Source organism: Pristimantibacillus sp. Z349TD_6 (assembly GCF_056173205.1).
In genome coordinates this window covers 410333-434200 of record NZ_CM149662.1, presented here as the reverse complement: position 1 = coordinate 434200, position 23868 = coordinate 410333, and the positions used below count along the sequence as shown (strand labels likewise).

Annotated in this window: 17 protein-coding genes; 4 read left to right on the top strand and 13 right to left on the bottom strand. The window is 45.9% G+C overall.

Features of this window, described 5'->3' with window-relative positions; genetic code table 11:
• Positions 1-213 precede the first annotated feature (213 nt).
• From AC0VYE_RS01965 to AC0VYE_RS01945, 5 genes are all read right to left on the bottom strand, one after another.
• Complete coding sequence (locus AC0VYE_RS01965; protein WP_475445691.1) at positions 214-4839, bottom strand: S-layer homology domain-containing protein; 4626 nt, start codon at positions 4837-4839, stop codon at positions 214-216.
• Positions 4840-4891: 52 nt separating this feature from the next.
• Complete coding sequence (locus tag AC0VYE_RS01960) at positions 4892-6001, bottom strand: hypothetical protein (protein WP_475445689.1); 1110 nt, start codon at positions 5999-6001, stop codon at positions 4892-4894.
• 132 nt (positions 6002-6133) lie between these two features.
• Positions 6134-7597: an ABC transporter substrate-binding protein gene (locus AC0VYE_RS01955; RefSeq protein ID WP_076268548.1), complete on the bottom strand. Its 1464-nt coding sequence runs from the start codon at positions 7595-7597 to the stop codon at positions 6134-6136.
• Positions 7598-7747: 150 nt separating this feature from the next.
• The gene (locus tag AC0VYE_RS01950; RefSeq protein ID WP_076268549.1) at positions 7748-8632 is read right to left on the bottom strand and encodes a carbohydrate ABC transporter permease; all 885 of its coding nucleotides are present in this window, start codon (positions 8630-8632) and stop codon (positions 7748-7750) included.
• A gap of 11 nt (positions 8633-8643) precedes the next feature.
• Positions 8644-9573 carry a carbohydrate ABC transporter permease gene (locus tag AC0VYE_RS01945; protein WP_218639591.1) on the bottom strand — a complete coding sequence of 310 codons (930 nt, stop codon included), beginning with the start codon at positions 9571-9573 and terminating at the stop codon, positions 8644-8646.
• A gap of 316 nt (positions 9574-9889) precedes the next feature.
• Between AC0VYE_RS01945 and AC0VYE_RS01940 the strand changes: the two genes are divergently transcribed.
• Entirely contained in the window at positions 9890-11146 is a 1257-nt protein-coding gene (locus AC0VYE_RS01940; protein ID WP_475445686.1) for a response regulator transcription factor, read from the top strand.
• The gene (locus AC0VYE_RS01935) at positions 11127-12914 is read left to right on the top strand and encodes a sensor histidine kinase (RefSeq protein ID WP_076268551.1); all 1788 of its coding nucleotides are present in this window, start codon (positions 11127-11129) and stop codon (positions 12912-12914) included. Before AC0VYE_RS01940 ends, AC0VYE_RS01935 begins: the two co-directional genes overlap by 20 nt.
• Here AC0VYE_RS01935 and AC0VYE_RS01930 read toward each other — a convergent pair.
• The 5 genes from AC0VYE_RS01930 to thrS all read right to left on the bottom strand — a co-directional run bounded on the left by AC0VYE_RS01930 (position 12902) and on the right by thrS (position 18913).
• Positions 12902-13891 carry a cache domain-containing protein gene (locus AC0VYE_RS01930; protein ID WP_076268552.1) on the bottom strand — a complete coding sequence of 330 codons (990 nt, stop codon included), beginning with the start codon at positions 13889-13891 and terminating at the stop codon, positions 12902-12904. The genes AC0VYE_RS01935 and AC0VYE_RS01930 overlap by 13 nt on opposite strands.
• Positions 13892-14115: 224 nt before the next feature.
• Entirely contained in the window at positions 14116-14790 is a 675-nt protein-coding gene (locus AC0VYE_RS01925) for a methionine ABC transporter permease (protein ID WP_076268553.1), read from the bottom strand.
• Entirely contained in the window at positions 14780-15808 is a 1029-nt protein-coding gene (locus AC0VYE_RS01920; RefSeq protein ID WP_475445683.1) for a methionine ABC transporter ATP-binding protein, read from the bottom strand. Before AC0VYE_RS01920 ends, AC0VYE_RS01925 begins: the two co-directional genes overlap by 11 nt.
• A 73-nt stretch (positions 15809-15881) precedes the next feature.
• Complete coding sequence (locus AC0VYE_RS01915; RefSeq protein ID WP_076268555.1) at positions 15882-16706, bottom strand: MetQ/NlpA family ABC transporter substrate-binding protein; 825 nt, start codon at positions 16704-16706, stop codon at positions 15882-15884.
• Between the two features lie 293 nt (positions 16707-16999).
• Positions 17000-18913: a threonine--tRNA ligase gene (gene thrS, locus AC0VYE_RS01910; RefSeq protein WP_475449389.1), complete on the bottom strand. Its 1914-nt coding sequence runs from the start codon at positions 18911-18913 to the stop codon at positions 17000-17002.
• 504 nt (positions 18914-19417) lie between these two features.
• On the opposite strand from thrS, the gene AC0VYE_RS01905 reads away from it, so the two are divergent.
• Positions 19418-19822: a CBS domain-containing protein gene (locus AC0VYE_RS01905; RefSeq protein ID WP_076268557.1), complete on the top strand. Its 405-nt coding sequence runs from the start codon at positions 19418-19420 to the stop codon at positions 19820-19822.
• An 80-nt stretch (positions 19823-19902) separates the two neighbouring features.
• Here the strand turns inward: AC0VYE_RS01905 and AC0VYE_RS01900 are convergent, their stop codons facing one another.
• Positions 19903-20790, bottom strand: coding sequence for a LysR family transcriptional regulator (locus AC0VYE_RS01900; RefSeq protein ID WP_475445681.1), 888 nt, complete (start codon positions 20788-20790; stop codon positions 19903-19905).
• 113 nt (positions 20791-20903) lie between these two features.
• Between AC0VYE_RS01900 and AC0VYE_RS01895 the strand changes: the two genes are divergently transcribed.
• Positions 20904-22289, top strand: a complete 1386-nt coding sequence (locus tag AC0VYE_RS01895; protein WP_475445679.1) for an MFS transporter — start codon at positions 20904-20906, stop codon at positions 22287-22289.
• Here the strand turns inward: AC0VYE_RS01895 and AC0VYE_RS01890 are convergent.
• Both AC0VYE_RS01890 and AC0VYE_RS01885 read right to left on the bottom strand, forming a co-directional pair.
• Positions 22269-22898, bottom strand: coding sequence for a type 1 glutamine amidotransferase family protein (locus AC0VYE_RS01890; RefSeq protein ID WP_475445678.1), 630 nt, complete (start codon positions 22896-22898; stop codon positions 22269-22271). The genes AC0VYE_RS01895 and AC0VYE_RS01890 overlap by 21 nt on opposite strands.
• Positions 22899-23017: 119 nt before the next feature.
• Positions 23018-23800, bottom strand: a complete 783-nt coding sequence (locus AC0VYE_RS01885; protein ID WP_076268561.1) for an AraC family transcriptional regulator — start codon at positions 23798-23800, stop codon at positions 23018-23020.
• Between the last annotated feature and the right edge of the window lie 68 nt (positions 23801-23868).

Here is a 23868-nt window from a genome sequence, read left to right as displayed (position 1 = left end):
GATTTGGCCTGCCATTTTCATTTTATGATAGCGCTTTATATCGTAGGATAATATCCGACAACCCTGCGAAATGGTTAAGTAGGCTTCCTTTTTTGCTTAATTTCCTTCAAAATCCTTGTTCTCCTTGCAAATTTCCAGCAATCAGCCGATTTTACTATAGAAAAAAAGACCGCCCTCCTGTTTTTCAACAAGAGTGCAGTCCTTTCAACAAACCTATAACCCCATCAACCGGTAAATAACTGCTGCTGCTTCCGCGCGGGTAGAAAAGCCTTTTGGTTTGTATGATCCATCCTCGTACCCTTTGATGAATCCCGCCTGCTGCAAAGCAATAATTCCCTCCAAAGCGTAACCGCTTATTTGGCTCTGGTCCTTAAAAATATCCGATTCGCCAGCCGCTTTTGGCAGCTTCACAACCGCCTCTATTGCGCGGAAAGCAATGACAGCCATTTCCTCACGGGTAATGACATCCGATACGCCAAACGAGCCGTCTCCTTTTCCGTTTACAATACCCAGCGCCTGGACCGTGGAAACCGCAGCATAATACCATGCTTCCTTACGGACATCCGTAAAGCTGCTAGACCCAGCAGCAGCAGATGCCAAATCGAGGGCATTGACGAGAAGCTGAACAAACTCGCCGCGGGTAATGGAACGATTAGGCTCAAACCTGCTCTCCCCCACACATTTCACAATTTCACGAGCTGCTAAAGCTTCAATAATTGTCCGCGATGCAGCTTTGACGTCTGTAAAATGTACATTTGCATAGGCAGCTGTGTAACGGCTAGAAAGATTAGTCTGGAAAGTTACTGTCCCCGTAACGGAATCGTATTTTACTTGTTTCACCGCTTCTACACGGCCATCTTCTAGAATCGTATATACAACAACCTGATGAGCCTGCTCATCTGGCTTCAGCTCGTATTTCATTGTCGCCTTTATCGGCGACTTCGAATCAAACTTGCGGGCAGCTGCTCCATCAGCCTTAACGAAGAAATCGTAAATCGGATTACCTTTCCATTTTTGCTGTAAGCTTTGCGGAAGCGAAGCGTCTCCTTGCTGGACAATCGTGATCTCCACCTGCTTCGATCCAGCTGGCAGGCGGCTTAAGAGAGCTTCTACTGGAATGGAAAGCGATGCGCCATTTGCGGTGACGATCAATTCTTTTCCCCCGGCTTTCCCATCCTTTAACGCTGCTGCGGAAATGTGAATGGAAGCACCCTTAGCATCTGCTCCAGACGGTACCACATTAATGACCAATTGCCCGTCTTTCGCCCCTTCGAGTGCTTTGTTAAGCTCCTCGTTGGAAATATTGATTTGAGTAATCCCCTTGTCGATACTAGCTCCTTTTGCTGTAATGATGCCCTTGTTAATCGTGTTCAAGCTGCCATTGCTGCCGTTGCCGCCTGTGCTTCCATCTGGTGTCGGTGGAGTGACCGTTGCTTTAGCCAGCAGCTGGAAGGTACGGAATAGCGCCGGGTCCTTCACTCCGCCAATACCCGAGCCCCACTCGATATATCCTTTGCGGCCTGCGCCATCATTATCGTTGACCAGCATCGAGAAGCTTAATGCTTGATTCGCAGCGGCTTGGATCGGATAAAGCTCGCTCCAAGGAAGCTTCAGCTCATAGGAAGTTATCTTCGTCTCTTCATTTCGCGTTACGTTAAGCGTTCCATTCGTTACTGAACCTGTTGCTTTGCCTTGCATCGTAAGCCAGCGATAAATTTGCGGCCCGTCCGGCGTCTGCGAAATGCCGTATTCATACCAGGACTGGCTCTCGCCGGGAACACCAGGCGCTACGCTGAACTGAATACCATCGTTTTGCCAAATCGAGCTGCTTGAGGCTGCATGGTTAAACACATCATCTTTTATGCTTGCTGAGAGATAGAAAAAGCCTTCATCCCAGCGCAGCTTGGCTGTACCGCTTAAGTCATCGTCGCCTTGAAAACCTGTGATCACATTGCTGCCTTTTGCCAAATCAATCGTTATAGGATGGCGGCTGTCCGTTTCATGCAATATGCGGTTAAAATCAATCTCTCTTGTCATATGAATGTTCTCATATCCGGCAATTTCAACCTTCAAATCAAGCGGATATTTAACCCCTTCAGCCAAGCCCGGCAAAGGAATGACATACGTCGATTGCCCGCTTGGCGCGACGACAGGGACTTTCGTATCCGTGCCGCTGATTGTGCCAAAGCCCGAACCTTTACCAACCTCCCAAGCAATTTTTCCAACCCTTAAGCTGTCTTTTTCAGAGCTATTTACGAACTGAAGACGGAGCGACTTGCTGCCGCCATCGTCGTCGGTAATACTCGGTATGACCTTCAAGCCTTGGAAATACAATCTCAAATCATCGACAGGCGGCTCCGGCAGCGTCGCCGGATCTAAGCCTGCTCCATTATAAGCGCCAATATTCGGAGATTCCGTGCTGGATACCGGATTACCCCAATAATCAAGACCGCCATTGTCAGCAATGAGCGTACCAGCACCCAAAGCAGGAGAGCCGGCTCTTAGCTTGTAACCATCAACTGTGTTCCAGCCTTTGCTGCCGCCGCCTTGATAAACGAGCATCGGGTTACCCGTAACTTTGTTCAGGTCAGCAGGCTCATTGATTGGATGGTTGCCATAAAACAAGTTATGGTCAAAAACGCCATTCATGCCCGGCACATGATAATCACCTGTTCCAAGATTATAAATGAGATTGTTTTTGAATGAAAAAGCAGCCTGCAGGTCCCCTGCTTCATTCCACTCATGATCCATAATTTTTGTATTTTGACCTGTTCCGATATAAATGCTGTTGTTGTAAATTTGCGTATTAGGCGAAACTCCGCCCGCAAAGTTAAACGTATGAGTCAGGTCGTTTTGGCTGATGTTGTACCTAACCACATTGTTTGAAGAGCCGACCAGCACGCCCGGAGTTAAGCGCGCATCTACAAAGAGAATAAAGCCGCCTTTATTGTCATGGCTGTAGTTGTATTGAACGACGCTGTTGTTCGTATCAATATCTAAATTGAAGCCTTGGCCGTCGCCTTCCGGCTTATTCGTATTAAAGGATTCATTAAACTGCACCACATTGTTTTTGCCACGAGTCGGCCAAATCGCAGCTGAACCGTTAAACTCACCGACCTCAGAGTAATTGCCGCCGCCTTCCGCCACATTATGTTCAATTAACGCGCCATCGACGCCGAAAGTAAGAATGCCGTCGCTGTCGGCTTGCTTCACATAGTTTTGACGGATTTTCACGCCAGTTGAAGCGAAATCCTGTCCATTCCAGCGCTGATCCCATACGACAATGCCCGTTCGTCCAATACGCTCCACCGTATTTCCTTGAATGAGCACTTGATCGAACTTATCCGTTGCGGTAGTGCCGCCTACATATACGGAAATTCCCCCAAAGGCATGGGGTCCGCCCTCTGCTCCTGATTCGGTCGGATATCTGAAGCTGCTTGATACGTCATGCACGTAGTTATCCAAAATCTGAATGTTTGTCAGCGTACCCGCGTTTGCATTTTCAACAAGAATGCCCTCTCGGTATGTCGTTCCGCGTTCAGCGGCGTAATTGGTTACTTCCAAACTTTGAATAACAACGTTCGAAGAATTGCGAAGATATACAGCACCCCCGGCCATGCCGCCGCCGTTAATGATTGGCTTGCTGCCGCTGCCGTAAGTCGTAATCGTTATCGGCGCTTCCGCTGTCCCGCTGCCCTTGGGATACAGCCGCTCGTTCCATACGCTGCCTTTTTTGAGCAAGATGCGGTCACCCGCTGCAAAAGTCGTATTATTGACATTCGCAAACGATTTCCATGCCGTGTTTTGCGATTTGCCGTCATTGCTGTCGCTGCCAGCCGCGGCATCTACGAAATAATCGCCATCGCCTCCTGTGCCGCCGCCGTTTCCAGGCACCACATTCGCAAGCGTTACAGAGCCCAGCTGCATGAGCCAATTCGCCAGATCGCCAGATAATTCTACTTTTAAATAATTAATGTCTGCGGGCAGCGGATCAGCCGGCGTATATGTAGCTCCTGACCAAGCCCCGTCCCCGGTCGATTCAGGCGTATCATGTATAGCAGCAAGCTCTGTCCACACCGCGCCATCCGGCGAGCCATAAAACGTAATAACGCCCGTTGAACCTGCGAAGGAGTGAAGCCTTGCTGCAAAATGCTTAATGCCATGCAGATGATAAACGACTGACTCATCCGACACAGCCGTTCTCACGATTCTAGAAGCATCCCCGCCAAAAAAAGCCGGATTGGTGGTGTCAATCGACCAATTAGCCGTAAACGAAGCAAGCTTGGAAATGTCATCAAGCTTATCGTCAATCGTCTGAGGTGCCGTTGACAGATTGGAAACCGTAATCGATCCAAGCTGCATAAGCCAAGTATCGATGTCTCCGCTCACTTCAATTTTCAAATAATCGATTCCGCTTGGCAGTGCTCCCGAAGAGCTGTATTCCTTGCCATACCAGCCGGAGCCTGTTCCTACAGGATCTGAATATTGGGAAGGAATTTCTGTCCAAGCAGAACCGTCCGCTGAGCCATAAAACGTAACGACCGCAGTTGATCCGGAGAAATAATAAGCTTGCAAGGCAAAGGACTGAATGCCATCCAGCTTATACACAGCATACTCCGTCGTCGTTGACGTTCTAACCGCCCTAGATTCATCGCCTCCAAAAAAATGCGGATTCGTATTGTCAAATGTCCAGTTTGGCGAACTCGCAAACATCTTGGAGTTATCCGTTAACGCATCTTCAATCGATACTGCATCATGCGCAGATACGCTCGCAGCTGGCAATGCCAGCATGCTGAGCAGCGTGAGGACCAGCATCGCATTCATCCACTTCTTCAACATTTTTCATGGCTCCTTCTTAAAAAAGAATAGAAATTCATTTATTAATGAAAAGCTATAATTTCGTTATGCCTAACCAGCCTCGTGCAAGACGTTCTGCACGCTCGCTATCCCATTCAACCGTCGCTAGTCTTGATTCCTGCTGAGCGATTTCGCGAAATTGTTCAGACAACAACTGGCTTGCTATCGCGTCTTTCACTTTCTCATAGGATTGGAGACCTGGCTCTCCTTTAGAAATGCAATACAGTAGATGCAGCTCTCCGTTCTCTTCGAAAATATCGCTCAATTGATCCTCCTGGATACGCTCTGCTTGCTGCACCGCTATTGGACTCTCTAGAGCCGCGGTACGACGAGTTGCACTCGTTAAGCTTGCATCCATCACCTCTATCGCAAGCTGCTTGGCAGAATCGATGAAGCTTGCTTGGTCTACAGCTGCTTTTTTCAACTGTTCCATAACGCGGAGAGCCTCGTTCTTATTAATCAAAGCGGCTCCTTTTCCATAGGGCAGCACCGCCCATTTAAGCTTTACATGCCCCGAGAGCGAATACTTCGTCTGCTTATCCGTTTCATATGCCTGTTTTACTTTGTCATCTGGAACAGAGAGCTTGCCGCTTTTTTGCATTGCTTCAAGTGTCGCGCTTTCCAAATTGCTCATGTAATAGCTGTAATAAGCTTCAATTTCGAAGGAAGTGGGTCCATATACGATTTCACCGTCTGCTGCAGCCTTGCTGCGCCTGCTATTCTCAGCTTCCATCCCGCTAAGAAACGATACGTAGCTGCCATCCACAGCAATTCCACTCTTTTTCGCCAGCTGCTGCAAAGCTATCGTTTTCGTCAGCTCCGCTTTAGCTTCATCAATTAACCTCTGCAAAGGCATTTCGCCGGAGTAGGAAGTCGTCCAGAACTGATCTGTATATTCAGCTCCGTAGGTTTGCTTGAAATAATCAGCTACGAGCGCTTTTTTCAACCCTAAATACATTCCGAATTGTTCTGCTGAAGCTGTATGGCCGTTAACGATTAAGGGTTCGGAAGCCATGCTCGATCGTTTTTGCGAAGCGCCGACCAAGAAGAAAACTGCTGTAAGCGTTATCAATAAAAACAAAATGAAAAACTGCTTTTGTTTCGCACGCAGCCCCTTTATAGTTTGATCCTTCTGCTTCCTCACGACATCCATTCTCCTTCCACACCACCTGTTGTCCTTTGCCATTCGCAGAGGCTCCGCCGCTGCCCTATTGATTGTAAATCCCCAAGGCTGACTGCCCTTGGGGATTTAGAGTTCACCGAAAACTTCCGATGCTTATTGCACTTTATCGAGATAGTCCTTTTGGAAATCGGCAGCTGCTTTCTCAAGCAGTGCTTTCGGATCTGCATTCTTGTTCGTTAATACAGCTTGGATAGCCACATCAAGCGTTTTGTAAAGCTCTTGCGCATTGACTGGCACCTCAGGGCGAAGACCAACCGAACCATTCGTCATGTAATCATTGAACATATCCATATTTACATTGGTGTATTTATCAAGAATAGCTTGCTCTGCTTTAATACGATCCTCGTTCACCCATACGCGAAGTCCGTGCGGGCCCACGATTAAACCTTGCTCGTTAGCTGTTTTGGATTGCGTTTCAAGTCCAAGCAGCGACTCTTCACTCGTTTGCGGCGAGAAGCCCTTCACATCCAGCCATTTGAAGGCTGAATCCAATTGTTCAGGCGTCGCATCCGGCGCAAACATGTATAGTCCTCCGCCTAGAAGCGTCGCATTTCCTTTTGGTCCTGTCGGCAGTGCAGACATAGCCAGGTTATCCTTTGGCATTTTCATGTTTTGAACGATCGCATTACCCCAATCGGATATGCCAAAGCTCATCGCCACTTGCTCTGTTCCGAACATTTGGAATAAATCAGTACCGACATCAACTAGATTGTTTGCAGGGAGCACGTCATATTTCCATTTCAAATCCTTTACGTATTGAAGCGCTTCAGCAGCCTCTGGGGAATTAAATACAGCTTTCCATTTGCCATCTACCTGCTGTTCAAAATCAGCGCCATATGCCCATGCGATATTCATGAACATCCAGCCGCCTTGATTGTTTTTGGTTGGGAAGAAAAAGCCGGACTTTCCTGTTTTCTCTTTGATCGTTTTAGCGGTTTGCGCAAGCTCCTCATAGGTTTTCGGGAAATTCGGCACCCCTTTGTCATCTACAAGGCCTGCTTGCTTGAACAGGTTTACGTTGTACATAAGGCCCATCACGTATCCGTCTTTTGGAATGCCGTAATATTTGCCGTCTTTTTGCACCAGCTTCAGCAAATCTGGGTTAAGCGCTTTGTCGAACTCATTTTTAGTCATAATATCCGTAATATCAGCGGCATAATTAGCCTTGATAATTTTGTCTGCTTCAGTAAAAAAGGTTTCATACACGGTAGGAAGCTCACCGCTTGCCGCCTTTGGAAGGAACGAGCTTACATCATAGCCCCATTCATCCTTATCCACTGTAATAAGCGGATATTTCTCTTTCATTTTGGCAACATAATCGGTGTAAATTTTGACCTGAGCTTCCTCATTCGGCTTCGGCCAGTTGCTGACTTTGATCGTTGTAGGCTTAGCTTCGGAAGGCGCTTCCGTCGCTGGATTATTTTCACCGCTATTGCTGCTTGCCGTCGGCTCCACAGCATTATTGCCGCTATTTTTGCCGCAGCCTGCGATAACGAGAACAAACACGCACAACATTATAAACGTAAGCTGCCAAGTATTTCTTTTTTTCAAATTCATTTGTAATCCCCCAGCCTTCTATTTGGAATGATGACATTACGAGCTTTTAAAGCGCTTTCTTATTTTGCCGGCAACTAAATGCTATCACACTCATTATCGCATTCAGTAGGGCACAAATCTGCGAAACCGTTTAATATTCTGCGCGCTTCCTTAACCTTTGATGCTTCCGGCAATCGAATAGCCCTGCATAATATAGCGCTGGAAGACTAGAAATAGTAGAACCGGCGGAACGATGGCAAACGTTAAGCCAAGGAACTGGATATCTGCAGGCAGCGTAGCTTTTAAGTTAAAAATAGCAACGATGACTGTCCACTGCGACTGGTCTTTCAGAATCATATACGGCCAGAAAAAGTCATTCCATACGCCGTTGATCGTTAAGATCGAGATCGTGATGAGCACGGGTCCACTCAAAGGCAAAATAATTCGCAGAAAAATACTTAGCTTGGAAGCTCCGTCAATATGGGCAGATTCGACCAAGGAAGCTGGAATCGTGTCGAAAAAGTTTTTGAAAATAAGAATGACAACGGGATTGACCGCCGCCAAAAACCATAATGGCCAATACGTATTCGTAAAGTTAATATGGAACAGTGGAAAATCGACAATATTGCCGAACAAAGGAACAATTCCGACTGTACTTGGCAGCAGCACTGTCCAAAGTATGAGCAAAAAGAAAAAGGCGCTTCCTTTTGGCTTCAGCTTGGAGAAAAAGTAACCTGCCAATCCATTAAACAACACCGTAAATACAAGCGTTCCGATTGTCACATAGGACGTATTCACATAATAACGCATAAACTTGAACTCATTCCATGTGTCCCAAAGCTTCTCGATGTGAAAAGACCGCGGAATAATGGTAGGCGGAATTTCGTAAAACTCCTTCACATCCTTGAAGCTGGACAAAATAACCCAGACAGGAGGCAGAAGACATACGAGTGAAATGATCGTCATGATCGCAAAAAATAGCCAATACATAATTTTAACCTTAGGTGTTTTATATTCCAGATCCCCAATAATTCCTGATGACTTAGCCGTTTTCATTTACTCACTCCTTACTCCTTGTCCCATTTTTTCTGCAATTTGAAATAGTAGACGGTCATAACCATCAAAATCATAAAGGTAATGACGCCAAGTGCCACCGAATGACCCGCCTCGAAATATCGGAAGGCATAGAAGTAGCTTTGCAGCTGCAGAGTCATAGACGAATTATTAGGGCCGCCCTCTGTCAAAACGAGAGGCTCATTGAAAATTTGGAAAACACCACTAATTTGCAAAATCAGCGTTAAGCCTATTAAAGGTGATATCTGCGGAAGCGTAATGTTCCAAAATTTTCGCCATATGCCTGCGCCATCAATTGAAGCCGCCTCATACAGCTCATTATTCACACCCTGCAAACTGGCTAGAAATAGCAGCGTTGTTGCCCCGAAGCTTCTCCATGTGATCGTGAGCACGATTGTAATAATCGTCAAGCTTGGGTCCTGCAGCCACCCCTGCGGATGAATGCCGACCATGCCTATTATTTTATTGACCAAACCGTTCTCGCTCGGCTCAAAGAGGAACATCCACAGCATCGATGCTGCAATTCCCGGAATCATGCTTGGGAAAAAAGCTGAAAACCGAAAAAAAGAGCTCCAATGCCGCATTTCATTAATCATGACAGCAACGACGATCGGAATGACAAATCCAATAACAAGAGACCAAAAAACGTACATAAACGTATTGATCAAGGTTTGCTGGAATACCGAATTGGTAATGACATCGATATAATTTTGCAGCCCGATAAATGACTCCGCTTTAAATCCCTTTGTCTTAAAAAAGGATAACCAAATGCCTGACAATAACGGCTGCCATGAAAAGAAAAAGAAAAAAAGCAGCGTGGGAATAATTAAAAGCCACGAGGACCATTCCTTCATCCAATACATAAAAAAAGTCGATTTTTTCTGCTTAGGAGTATACGTGGGTGTACCGGCGTTTACGCTCATGTTGGCTTCCTTTCCTAAATGATGTATTTAATTAAAATGATAACGCTTCCTTGCGAAGAGCGACATCCTTCAACCCTGCGAAATGGTTTGACATGGTATGAAATATAAGCGCCGATTGCTGCTAACGTTGTTCCCCTTCTTCATGACAATCGCTGCTTTAGCTCATGGTAGCATAGTAAAAAGATTTGCCAGTAGGTTGTTATCCTGCGAAAGGGTGGATTATTCTGTCGGAACCTTCCATGGCACTGACGAAATAAGGACGATAGATTATAATAAAATGGATCGACAACAATGGGTTATGGGGGAGTCGGACACCATGTTGAAAGCGCTTATCGTCGACGACGAATATTTAGTTCGGACAGGAATCCGCGAGACCATCGATTGGGCCGAATATGGGGTAGAGATTATTGGAGATGCAAGCAATGGCGTGGAAGGGCTGGAGCTCGCACTGCTTCATCAGCCCGATGTCATTGTGACTGATGTGCGTATGCCTTATATGAACGGGCTCGAGTTTTTGGAGAAAATAAAAGAGCATAATCTGCATTGCGGCGTTATTGTGCTCAGTGGATACGATGAATTTCAATACGCCCAGGAGGCGCTTCGCCATGGCGCAGCCAGTTATCTGCTTAAGCCGGTAAATATTGATGAGCTGGCAGAAACGGTCCAGCAAATTGGGCGGCAAACGATTGAAAAACGAGCAAATCGCATGCAATTTCAAAAATATAAAAAAGAAGAGAGCGCCATCTCCTCGCAATTTTGGCTTGATTTATTTTACGGGCGACTCTCTGACACCACATTGATTCAGGAGAAATATGATTGGCTGAGTATCGCAATTGCGCCTGAGGATAAGCTGATTGCTGCTGTCATCTCTATCATTCCAGACACCGTTACAGCGATAGATTTTGTTGATCAATCCAAATGGTCGGCAATTGAACAGCAAATTCGCCAGATCTTAAACAGCCATTCAGTGAGTACTATAGCGCTCTTGCAAAGTGCACCGACAGAATGGACAGTCATCGCGGCTTCGAGCCTGCCAATTACCGATTTTGCTTCCACCATGTATACTTTTGGTTACGCTATCATTAAAGAAATAAAAGATTCTGCCGGCTTCCAATTGACGGTAGGCTTCACTGAAGCTGCTGACCACTATGCGGGTATACACACTGCGTTTGTGAAAGCGCGCGAGGCGGCACGCAAATCCATCTCTGGATTAGGTGGCGTTTTATTCGAATCAGAAAATGAACGTTTAGGCTCAAGACGCGAGGTTCGGGACGCGCTCGCCTATATTAGACTTCATTATGCAGATAACATTACAGCCGACATGGTTGCCGAGAAGGTTCATGTCAGCCCAACTCATCTGATGCATTTGTTTAGGAAGGATCTGAACAAAACGTTTTATGAGTGCCTGACGGAATATCGCATCGATGAGGCTAAGCGTTTGCTGCGCTACTCCTCCTACCGCGTTTATGAGGTCGGTCTGCATGTTGGCTTCGGCGATTCCAAATATTTCAGCCAAATTTTCCGCAAAATGACCGGGATGTCTCCTAGCGAATATGCCAAATATCAACAATAAGCAGGATCGCAGCGACAAGTCGTCCTCTATTTTGCGTAAAATGAACATTAGAACCCGAATCGTCTTTGTCATCATCGCCGGATTGACGCTGCATCTCACTTTGATGCTGGGTGTGTTCAACATTTACGCGCACACGTATCTCAAAAACAATTTGTACAATCACATTGGCAATATTCAAAAAGAGATCGGGCTCAGCTTAGAGCTGATCGTCGATGATATCCAAATGCTTTCGCTCCGTTTCCTCGTCAATACAGACATTTACCGCCTAATCGGCGACTTGTCCATTGCAGAGGATGAGAAAAAAACGCGTATTCGTTCGCTGATGGAAGGCATCGTTGCCAAGAACGAGCTAATCGGCGACGTGGTGATCATTACAAATGAAGGCACCCGTTACCGATATGTCGCCGATACAGAAATTTTTGAAGATCCGGATGATCTGCTGCTATCCAAAATCGAGGAGTCTATTTTGCCTGTTATCGGCAAGGTGAAGCATAACGCTAAAGGTGACGCCTATATCGTTTTCGGACAAAAATATCGCAATTTCAATACAGGCCAAAACATTGGAACAATACTCGTCTATGTGAAGGAATCTTCGCTGTTTAATCTTTATAAGCCAGCGTTTGAGGGGCTAGGCTATTCCTATATCGCCTCGGTCACTAATGAAGTGATTTCACATCCGGATAAACGGGTGGTCGGCAATACTCTTCTAGAATCGGATTCGTTCCATCCCGGCGAAACGGCAGGTTATCGAAACGTATCATCGGGGCATGAAAACTATGTTTTGAGCACGTATCCGCTGAGCGACCGCCTGAACCGATTCGGCGTCAGCTGGAAGCTTGTTTCCGTTGTATCGCGGCCACAATTGTTTGCAGCGATTACGGAAGGAAACCGCAATGCGCTGTATTTCGCTTTGCTCGTTTTTGTTGGTCTCTTAGCTCTATCTTTTTATTTGGCGTCCAAAATTACGGAGCCTGTCTTCAATCTAACAAAGAAGCTGGGTGCGATAGGAAAGTCCGGGCTGCAGCTCATGAATGATCGAAACAAACCGAGCGATGAAATCAGTGAGCTCGAAAACAGCTATTACACGATGATTGATCGAATTAACAACCTCATTCACGAAAACAATGAGGAAAAGGAAAAGCAGCGAGTGATGGAGCTAACCGCGTTACAATCGCAAATCAATCCGCATTTTTTGTACAATACGCTCGATGCGATCACTTGGACGGCCAGGCTGAAAAAACAACCTGAAATCGAGAGAATGATTTCTGCGTTAGCAACCTTCTTCCGAATCAGCCTGCATAAAGGGGACAAGCATATTCCCGTTGAGGAAGAGATTCGCTTAGTAAAAAGCTTTGTAACGGTTGAGCTGATGCGTTTTCCAGACAAATATGATGTCACCTACGATATCCCAGAGCCGCTTCGGAAAATTCGCATCTTGAAGCTTATTCTTCAGCCATTAGTGGAGAACGCCATTAAACATGGCATGAGTGAGAAACAAGGAAAAGGATTAGTCGAGGTTAAAAGCTGGCGAGACGAGACCTATCTGTATTTTGAAATTAAGGACGACGGGGTAGGGTTTAAAAGCAAATCCAACATTCAAAGCACCGACAAAAATGTGTTGTTTCAAAGCGGTTACGGCCTAAGAAACGTTGACGAGAGGATTAAGCTCGAATACGGCAAGGAATCGGGACTCACGATAACGAGCGAACCCGGAAAAGGAACGACTGCCCTTATTCGGATTCGCCTCAGCCTAGATCAAATCTCATGATGTCTGCGCATTTTTTTGTACAAATCCTTTAATGGATCTAGAATGCTGCGGGACAGCCGCTTAATCAGTATAAAAAATAGTGCCAAAATAAAAGCGCCAACTCCGATCAGCGTATTTCTTAGCAGTCGGAGTTCGCTTTTGATCGGCTCGCCTGAGATTAGAATCGCGATTCGATCATCGGAATGATACAAGCGATATAACAAAACAATGCCCTCTTCCGTCTGATTGATCGTCATTTCCTCATTCGCTTCTTCTTGTGTATCCTCCTGCAGCGTTTCCCAAATCACATCGTTAGGCTCTTCCTGCAAGCCATTTGCATTCAAAATCGCATGATCATGCGTAATAATATAGGTAGGATGACGGCCATACAATTCAGGATCGTCGGCATGATAGAAGCTGCTCATCTTTTTCAAATCCACATTCATGAGAAGCAGACCCGTTATCTTCTCGTTTGTATCGATGATTTTGGCCACATAAACCAGCTTTCTGCGTGGATCTGTGTTCTTGTACACGAGCGAGCTCGAAGCTTGTACAATCCATTCGGACGTTAAATCTGAGCTTAAAAACTTCGTATATTCGGGAAGCTTCTGAGTCTCCTGGAACGAGCGTATCGCCGATACGTTGCTTGATGCGTACACGCTGCCGCTATTCCCGTACATCACCATATCTAAAATATAGAGGTTGGATGAAATCATGCCGTCCAATATCGGCGGAATGGTATTGTCATATTCGCTGCTTGTGAGGGAAGCATGAACGGCTGTATTGTTTGTCACCAAACTAGCCATCTCCTCCATCCATTTCATAAACAGCTGGGCGTTTTTGTGCTGCTGGCCTGTATATTGAAGGGAAAGCTGACGCTGCATTTCCGAGCTTTTGTTCTCCATGGTCCGAAATACGAGCATGCTGGACAAGATTACATATAAAACAATGACCGATAGCAAAATAATTTTCATTTTCTTATCAAGCGATCTGAACACCGTATCCCCTCGTTCCCAGTTGTCCTTATTTCTATTTTAACGCAAGCTATAATGAAGCGCTTTCTTTTATTGCCCATCGATAGTACCATACAAGCTGCTTATAAAAAAGCCGTTAAAGCTGCGAAATGGTTTGCAATCGCAGGATCGAAGGATAAACGAAAAAAACTCCCGATTATATCAGGAGTTCATTCGCAGAAGGTGGGCAGGCCGATATAACGTTTCAACTAGTGCTTGCGCAGCTTCTTCGATATGCGGTTGCCCGCCGACTGCATCAGCTGTACGAGTAAAATAAGAATAATGACACAAACGTACATCACGTCGGGCTCCCAGCGCTGGTAGCCGTACCTAATCGCCACATCGCCTAAACCGCCTGCGCCAAGTACACCCGCCATCGCTGTTGCGCCGATTAATCCAATCGTTGCGATGGTTAAACCAAGCACGATCCCAGGTCTTGCTTCCTTCAAAATAACCCGCCAAATGATTTGCCGGCGCGAGGCTCCCATCGCTTGAAATGCTTCAATAACACCGGGATTCACCTCCAGCAAAGCCGATTCAATAAGCCTCGCAATATAAGGCGCAGTATAAAAGACAAGCGGAACGATTGCTCCTTTCACCCCGATTGTCGTATGCACAATCCATTTCGTAATGGGAATGATCGCTATTAAAATAATGATGAACGGGACAGACCGCAGCACATTGATGACTGCGTTTAACAGATGGTAAAGCACCTTGTTCTCATAAATATGATTTGGGCGCAGCACGACTAGGCAAATGCCCAGAAACAAGCCAATAATAGTGGAGAAAAACAAGGAATAGACAACCATCGCCGCCGTTTCCCCTAGCGCTTCTGTGTATAGATCATGGTTCTCGGCGAGGCTTCTGAAGAAGCTATCCAGCATGCTTAAGCACCTCCACCTGCATTCCGTTTTGTACCATGTATGCAATTCCTTCTTCTATGGCAGTCGATTCGCCCGGCAGACTAATTAAGAGAAAACCAAACACGGTATCTTTAATTTTCGTTATATTCCCGTACAAAATGCTTGGCCGAAGCTGATAGCGCAGCGTCAAATCTGCGAGTATAGGCTCGCTTACCGTTTCCCCAATGAAGGAGATGCGAAGCAGATGTTTTGGCTCTGCGGGGTGGTTGGCTTTGTTAAGCAGCTCCTGCGGCAAATCCGCATCAAACACGCTTTTCGTAAATTTTTTGGTCGTATCCGTTTGCGGTTTCGTAAACAGCTCCAAAATAGAGCCCTGCTCTACAATGATACCGTTCTCCATTACGGCTGCTCGATCACATATCTTTTTCAACACATACATCTCATGGGTGATAAGCACAATCGTAATTCCATAGGAACGATGAATGTCGAGCAGCAAATGCAAGATCGAATCGGTCGTCTGCGGATCAAGTGCCGATGTCGCTTCATCGCATAACAAGATTTCAGGCTCGTTGGCAAGCGCCCTTGCAATCGCTACACGCTGCTTCTGTCCTCCAGACAATTGAGCGGGGTAGCTGTCTCGTTTATCCGCTAGATCCACAAGCTTCAGGAGCTCGTTTACCCTTGCTTCAATTTGTTTTTTGGGGACACCTGCAAGCACGAGCGGGGAGGCTATATTCTCATAGACGGTACTCGACATAAGCAAGTTGAAGTTTTGAAAAATCATCCCGATTTTCCGCCGCATAATGCGCAGTTCCTGCTCGCTAAGCGATGCCAGATCCGTGTTGTTTATACGTATACTGCCAGCAGTCGGCCGCTCCAAATAGTTGATGCAGCGCAGAAGCGTGCTTTTGCCTGCTCCGCTGTAGCCGATAATGCCGAATATTTCCCCTTTACGAATATGCAGATTCGCGTCCTTAATTGCATGGATGTTCTGTTTGCCCTGTTGATACGTTTTGCTGACATTTTCGATCCAGATCACTGTACAACCCCGCCTCTGCTAAAATGTTAAAAAGGTCTCTTCATCTAAGAAGAGACCAAGGTCTATTTTCGAGTTACCAAGATGCGACAATGTACGTGCCGTATTTTTCTTCTACGAATTTCTTAACTTGGTCGGAATGATAAGCCTTAATCAATCTTTGGAATACCGGCTTATCCTTGTCCTCGGTTCTTACTGCAATAATATTTACCCAAGGAGAATCCTTTGGCTCAATAAAAATGGCATCCTTCGTTGGCACAAAACCCGCTTCTACCGCATAGTTAGTGTTGATTACTGCCGCCGTCAGATCGCCAAGCGCTTTCGGAATGAATGCTGCATCCAGCTCCTCAAATTTCAATTTGAGCTTGTTTTCTGCGATGTCGCGAACAGTCGCTTTAATGCCAACGCCTTCTTTTAACTTGATCAGTCCAGCATTTTCAAATAGAATCAACGCGCGCGCGCCATTTGTCGGATCATTAGGCAGGCCGATAACATCGCCTTCCTTTATTTCAGAAACGTCTTTGATTTTTTTGGAGTAGAAGCCGATTGGAAAATTAAGCGTGTTCGCGATCTTCACCAAATCAAGGTTGTTATCCTTCTTGAATTGATCGAGATACGGCTCATGCTGGAATGCATTGGCATCAAGCTCGCCTTCCGCCAGCACTTTATTCGGCTGTACATAGTCATTGAATACAACAAGCTCAATATCGAGGTTATCCTTTGCCGCAACTTCCTGCACCTGCTTCCAAATCTCTTCCTCAACGCCTGCCGAAATGCCTACCTTAAGCTTTGCTTTCTCTCCTTCTCCCTCTGCACCACTCAATTCTGATTTGTTGCCGCACGCGGCAAGCACAGCGGTTAATACCAGTGTCAGCATAATCAATACGAGCTTTTGTTTCATATGATCTCCCCTGCTTCCTATTTGTTTTTCAAGCTGATTACATGTCTAGAAAAACAGAAAAGCTCTTATTCCACGATGCCGGCTGCTTGCGCCGTTCCGTGAAATAAGAGCTTTTAGTCGTCTAATCAGCTCAATATCTTATAATTCCGATGAGCTTACTATAGATTATATTTATTGCTTCTGTCAACGATTTTATTTGTCATTCAAGCGCTAGCTCTTCCATGGATGACCAATTCCAACGTGGAACGGCTGCCGCTCGGTTATTGCACCACGCTGCAGCCGCGCTACCCATCTTACGATTTAGCCAGCACCTCATCCTTAATCCGCTGCACAGCCTCAGCAATCGCTAGTGATCCGAGATCACCTTCGCCTCTTTTCCTGATGGCAACGCTGCCCGCGTTTTTCTCACTCTCACCAAGCACAAATGTATAAGGCACCTTTTCAAGGCCAGCCTCGCGAATTTTATAACCCAGCTTCTCATTCCGTGTATCCACTTTAGTGCGAATGCCCGCTTCAGCGAGTGCTTCCTTCACCTGCAAGGCATAATCGATATATTTCTCCGAGACAGGCAGCAGCTTAACCTGTACTGGTGCGAGCCATAATGGGAATGCTCCTGAATAATGCTCTGTCAATATACCGATAAAACGATCAATCGATCCATATACCGCACGATGAATAACGACAGGGCGATGCTTCTGGTTGTCTTCGCCAATATAGGACAAATCAAATTTCTCAGGCATCTGGAAATCAAGCTGAATCGTGCCGCATTGCCAGCTCCGCTTCAATGCATCGAGGATATGAAAGTCGATTTTCGGCCCATAAAATGCACCGTCGCCCTCATTTACGCGATATTGAATATTGCGGCTGTCCAGTACGCTGCGCAGCGATTGCTCCGCTTGATCCCAGAGCTCCTCAGAACCCATTGAGTCCTCAGGTCTAGTCGACAGCTCAATTTTGAAATCAAAACCGAATACCCCGTAGATATGGTCGATCAATGCGATCGCATGGCTGATCTCTGCTTCAATCTGATCAGGCCGCACGAATATATGAGCATCATCCTGACAAAACGTACGCACCCGCATCATGCCGTTCAGAGCACCCGAGTACTCATGGCGATGAACCTGACCAAATTCCGACATCCGAATCGGCAGCTCTCTGTACGAGTGCAGACTGTTTTTGAAAATCAGCATATGCCCCGGGCAGTTCATCGGTTTAAGCGCATAAGCCGTATCATCCACATTTGTAAAATACATATTGTCCTTATAATGATCCCAGTGACCCGATTGCTCCCACATCCGCTGGTTCATCATAAATGGCGTGCGAACTTCCTCATAATCCCGCTGCCGCTGCTTCTCGCGAATCAGGCTCTCCAGCTCCGTACGAATCGTCATGCCATTCGGCAGGTAGAACGGCATGCCCGGCGCCTCTTCTGAGAACATGAACAGCTCCAATTCCTTGCCAAGCTTGCGGTGATCACGCTTCTTCGCTTCCTCCAGCAGGTGCAAATGCTCATCAAGCTGCGCTTTTTTCGGGAAGGACGTGCCATATATGCGCTGCAGCATTTTGTTGTCCGAATTGCCACGCCAGTAAGCGCCTGCTACATTTAGCAGCTTGAACGCCTTGATGCGTCCTGTGGAAGGTAAATGAGGACCGCGGCAAAGGTCAACAAACTCGCCTTGCTCATACAGCGAAATAATGGAATCGTCCGGCAAATCACGAATTAACTCCAGCTTGAGCGGCTCTTCCTCCTGTGCGAATAAAGCTGTCGCTTCCTCGCGACTCACTTCACGGCGCGTAATCGGCAGGTTTTCTTGAATAACCTTGCTCATCTCTGCTTCTATCGCAGCAAGATCATCTGTAGACAACGGCTTCTCGATATCAATGTCATAGTAGAAGCCATCCTCAATAACAGGACCAATCCCGAGCTTCACGGCCTTTTCCCCATAGATACGCTTTATGGCTTGTGCCATCACATGCGCTGTACTGTGACGGTAAATCGCTAAACCATCAGCACCATCAAGCGTTATAATTTCAACGCTGCTGCTTGCTTGAATGGGCTCGTTCAGATCGACAAGCCTGCCATCGACTTTTCCCGCGACTGCGTTTTTGCCAAGTCCAGTACTGATTGATTCCGCCAATTGCGCGGCGGTTGTCCCCCGTGGATACTCCTTAACTGTTCCATCCGGTAATGTAATTGCAATACTCATCATGCAGCCTCCGATCGAATGTAGTTGAACGCAAAAAAAACACATCTCTCCCACCAAGGGACGAGTGCGTTCAGCTCGTGGTTCCACCCTCATTCGATCTGCTGCTTTATATGACTGGCTATTCGCCAGACTTAAAGTTACAGCAAGATCCTTATTGAGCACCCGGTAACGAGGATGAATCGGTGTTATTTACAATCGCTTTATGGAAACAGCGGGTTCAATAACACGGCTGCAAAGGGGTAATTACACATTCGGTTGCTGGAGAAGCTCTCAGCCTTAGCTTCTCTCTCTGGACAGCTCGTATAAGGTAATCATGTCTTTGGTCAAAGCCTATTTATGGGTAAATTGTAATTCGAATATTCCAATAAGTCAACTGCAGCCAAGTATTCATGGAAATAAGCATAATTTTTAGCATTTTTATTCGATTATTTTAGACGTGCCCAGTCACTTCCACATGCACCATCGGACAAAATATGCTTTAATATACCAAAGGAGCGTGATTCAATGGACATCAAATCGTTTCTATTTCCAAAAAACGAGGTCTCTTACCTCATGACATCCTCTAATATGAAAGAAGCCATAGATAAATTAGAGGCTAGCCACTATACCGCCATTCCGATCTTGGACGACAATGGCTTATATTTCGGAACTCTTTCCGAAGGGGATTTGTTATGGAAGTTGAAAGCCACTCCTGGCCTCACTTTCGATACGATGCACGAAATTCCTGTCGTCTCCATCAAAAAACGGATGAAAGTCGAATGTGTCGCGATCAACGCCGATTTGGACGATATGCTGGCGCTGGCGGCCGATCAGAACTTCGTTCCCGTCGTAGACACCGATCGCGTCTTTCTTGGTATTATTCGCCGCAAAGATATCATCGAATACTATACCCGAAATATTTCTGATTAGCTTGGAAAAGCCAGATCATGCAATTCAAGGAGGCTGCCGTCGCCGGCAGCCTTTTATGATGAATTAGTGGTAGAGCGTGCTTAAATGCTTTGTTTGGATAACGCTTCAAAATACGCTGCAACGACCTCACGAAATTCCAGAGCAGCTCGCGAAATATACCGATTTCTATGCCATAATAGCGCTATTTCCCGTACTAATTCGTGATTCTCTATTTGGAGATAATGGATTTGTTCCCGCGAATTCCTTGCCGTGCTGGGTATGAAGGCTATACCTATTTCAGCCTCCACAAGCATGCTAAGCCTTGCAGGTTCATCCCCCTCATACACATATTTTGGTACAAATCCAATCGATTCGCATAAAGAGTCAACTAAATCGCGCGTACCGTAGCCTCTTTTCACTCCAACAAACCATTCATCCCTTAGCTCTGCCAAAGATACGCTGCTTCGATTTGCCAGCCGATGCCCCTTTGGAACAGCTACAAGGATCGGGTCGATAAACACGATTTGACATTCGATCTCATCTCCTTCTATAGGAGGTGAGGACAAGCAAAAATCCACTTCTCCTCTATCCAGAAGCGTAACCATTTCCTGTGTGGCAAGCATTTGCACATGAAATTGAATATCAGGACGTTTTTTCCGAAACTCACGAAGGATATTGGGCAATTTACTTGCAGTGGTCACTGCTAATTTGAGCGTGCTATGTTCCGGGCTGGATAAATCGCTAAGCTCCTGCTTCCCCTGCTCCAATTCAAACAATGCCCTTTCTGCACGGCGGAGGAATAGGCTGCCATACTCATTCAATCGCAAATTTCTCCCTATTCGATCGAATAAGGGAACCCCTAAATCCTCCTCCAAGCGCCCAATCGTCTTGCTTAGTGAAGACTGAGTAACGTGCAGATTGCGTGCAGCTTCGGTCATATGCTCCAAACGAGCTACCGTGAGAAAATATTGCAGTTGAAGAAGTTCCATTTTGCGCCCCCATTCATTCCCTCAAGTCAATGAAATTATAGCATCAAATGCGTTGGAATGAATACATAATTTCACGTACGATGACATTAATACGATTTGGGGGCGATTCAAAAATGAGTGTTCGCAGCAGGTGGTTAATGATCTCCGTTGGTCTAGGGATACTATTGAACCCATTAAATTCTTCGATGGTTTCAGTTGCTATTCCACGTCTACAGCATGTATTCCAACTTGATTTTACAAGTGTTTCTTGGATTATTTTTTCCTTTTACATTGCAAGCAGCATCGCTCAGCCTATTATGGGAAAGGCCAGCGATTTATTCGGGCGCAGGAAGATCTTTCTTGCCGGCCTTATTGTAGCCTTCGTTGCATCATTACTAGCTCCGCTGTCACCAAACTTTGGATGGCTCATTGTGTTCCGCATTGTGCAAGCCATTGGAACAAGCATGATGGTTGCCGTTGGAATGGCCATTGTGCGCATTCATATTACGGAGAAACAAGCGACTGCGCTGTCTGTTTTGTCCATCTTTCTATCCGGAGCGGCAGCCATTGGCCCCTTTATTGGCGGGGTCTTGATTCATTCGTGGGATTGGACGGCTATCTTTTTTGTCAATATTCCATTTGCAGTGGCTAGCTTTCTATTAGCTTGGAGAACTATTCCTAAGGATGAACCTCGAATGCACACTCCAAAGGGCATGTCTTTTCGTATGTGGTTTGACTTGATAGATGCGCCAGGAATCCTGCTCTTTACAGTAGGTCTGGTTACCCTGCTCGCTTCATTGCTCTCAGCCAAATCATCTGGACATCTCTCATTCGGAAATGTTATTTTCTTGCTGATCGGCCTTGCTGCGCTCGGGGCATTTGTACGACATGAGTTAAAAGCGGCGTCACCCTTTATTCCACTACGCACATTCGCCAAATATCCTGCGATGACTTGGGTTAATGTAGAATTCATGCTCGTTAACGTACTATATTACTCGCTCTTTTTTGGGCTACCATCCTACTTGCAAATGGTACGCCATGTCAGTGAGTTCCAAACCGGAATTCTTATGCTAAGCTTAGGCTTATGCTCGCTAGTTACTTCTCCAATCGCAGGACGATGGATCGATAAATCAGGACCAAGACCAGCATTGCTGGTATCTGCCATTCTGATGACACTTGGGTCAGTGTGGCTCGTCACATTGAATCAAAATTCACCGGTTATTAGCGTATGTTTGGCTTTGGCTGCATTCGGTATTAGCAACGGGCTGAACAATGTAGGGATGCAAGCATCCTTGTTCCAAAGCTCTCCAAAAGAAATAATCGGTGTAGCATCCGGATTATTTAATACATCCAGATACTTTGGAACCATCCTCTCCTCATTGCTGATAGGTATCGTTATGGGCGATACGTTCAGCTTCGAGGGATTTCACGTGCTTGGAATTACTCTCACGGTCATTGCGTTGTCTTTGGTATTTCTGAACCGGCGGCGCCGGAATTCATTACGATACGGAATCCATTAATTCGAAGAAATATTTTGATTCATGAGTCTGATAAAGCTTGAACCAAGCCTGTAATATATTTGGCGCAAAAACATCCAACAGCTGCAGTACATGCATCGTGAACTCCAGCGGGGCTATACCAGATGCAGTAACTAAGTTTCCATCTGTTACTGCAGGCTCCGTTTCATAATATTTTTCTCCCGTATAATTAGGACAAATCATTTTCAAATATTCAAGATCGTTGCTTGTATGTCTTCTTAAGTCGAGCGCTCCCATCTTTGCAAGTCCCATTGTAGCGCCACAAATCGCTGCAACTACTTTTCCTTCTTCTAATGCTTTTGAAGCTTTTTTCAATATAGACTCGTGAATGGGTTCCATCCAAGTATCTCCGCCTGGAAGAACGAGAACATCCGTACTTTCCAAACTACACTCTTCAACAGAAATAGCAGGCAATATTTTCAATCCGCCCATTGTAGTAGCAGGATTTTTATCCACGCCGACTGTAATAACTTCTAAAGGTGCTGCCTCTTTTTTAAAATACCTCCCCGAGTTAAGTTCAGCAGTTAAATAACCTACTTCCCAATCTGCCATCGTATCAAAAACATAAAGATATACTTTTTTTGTCTGCATAATAAACACTCCTTTTGTAATATCTGAATACCCCTATTATAAAAAAACTTCACTGACATTCTCCGTCAGTGAAGTTTTTTAAATTTGATAAAAATCAATGAACTCATATAGATCTTCCATTAAACGGTTGAAGAGCGCTCATGCAGGAAATCAGATGGAGAGCTGCCAACAATGCGCTTGAATATGCGGTAAAAATACGAAACATCGTTATAACCTAAATAGTCGGCGATTTCACTAATCATCAGCTGCGATTCGGTCAGCATGTAGATCGCCGTTTTCATCCGCTGATTGTGTACATATTCGCTGATCGTCTGGTTCGTAACCGCCTTAAACAAAGTAGCCGCATAATTCGGTGTCGTATTAATGACATCCCCCAGCTCCTCCTTCGTCACCCTCTCGCGATAATGCGTCGAAATATATTGCTTCATGCTGTCCACACGCCGATGCTTCTCCGAGGAAATCATTCCGCGATCCTTCTCTTGATTGAGATAGACCAGCGCTTCCGTAAGCAGCGCCTCTGCCATAAGTTCATAGTAAGGCGGTTTCTCCTTGTATTGTGTCCATACTCCCCGCAGCCTCTCCTGTATCACTTCAAAGCGCCCGAGCCGTTGCTTTAACGGCTCTTCCAGCTGAAGCAGAGGAAGGCTGCACTCGGTAGCGATTTTGCAAAAATTGACCACATACTTCGTGTGGACGACCGTTGGAATGCTTTTCCCATAGTATGGAATATGTCCCGGTATAAGGAGCAAATCTCCTTTTTCCAAAATCACCTTCTCCTCGTTCACCCAATATACACATTTCCCATAAGTCACTAACGAGAGATGAAAGGATAACATGCGCCCCTCACCTTCCTCGTACCAATCCGCCCCGTTGTCCTGATGCACATCCATAATTGCCAGCATAATGAACGCTCCTTAGAACCGTACTATTGTACATTCATTGTACTATAGTTCTTATCTCCTTTCGACTT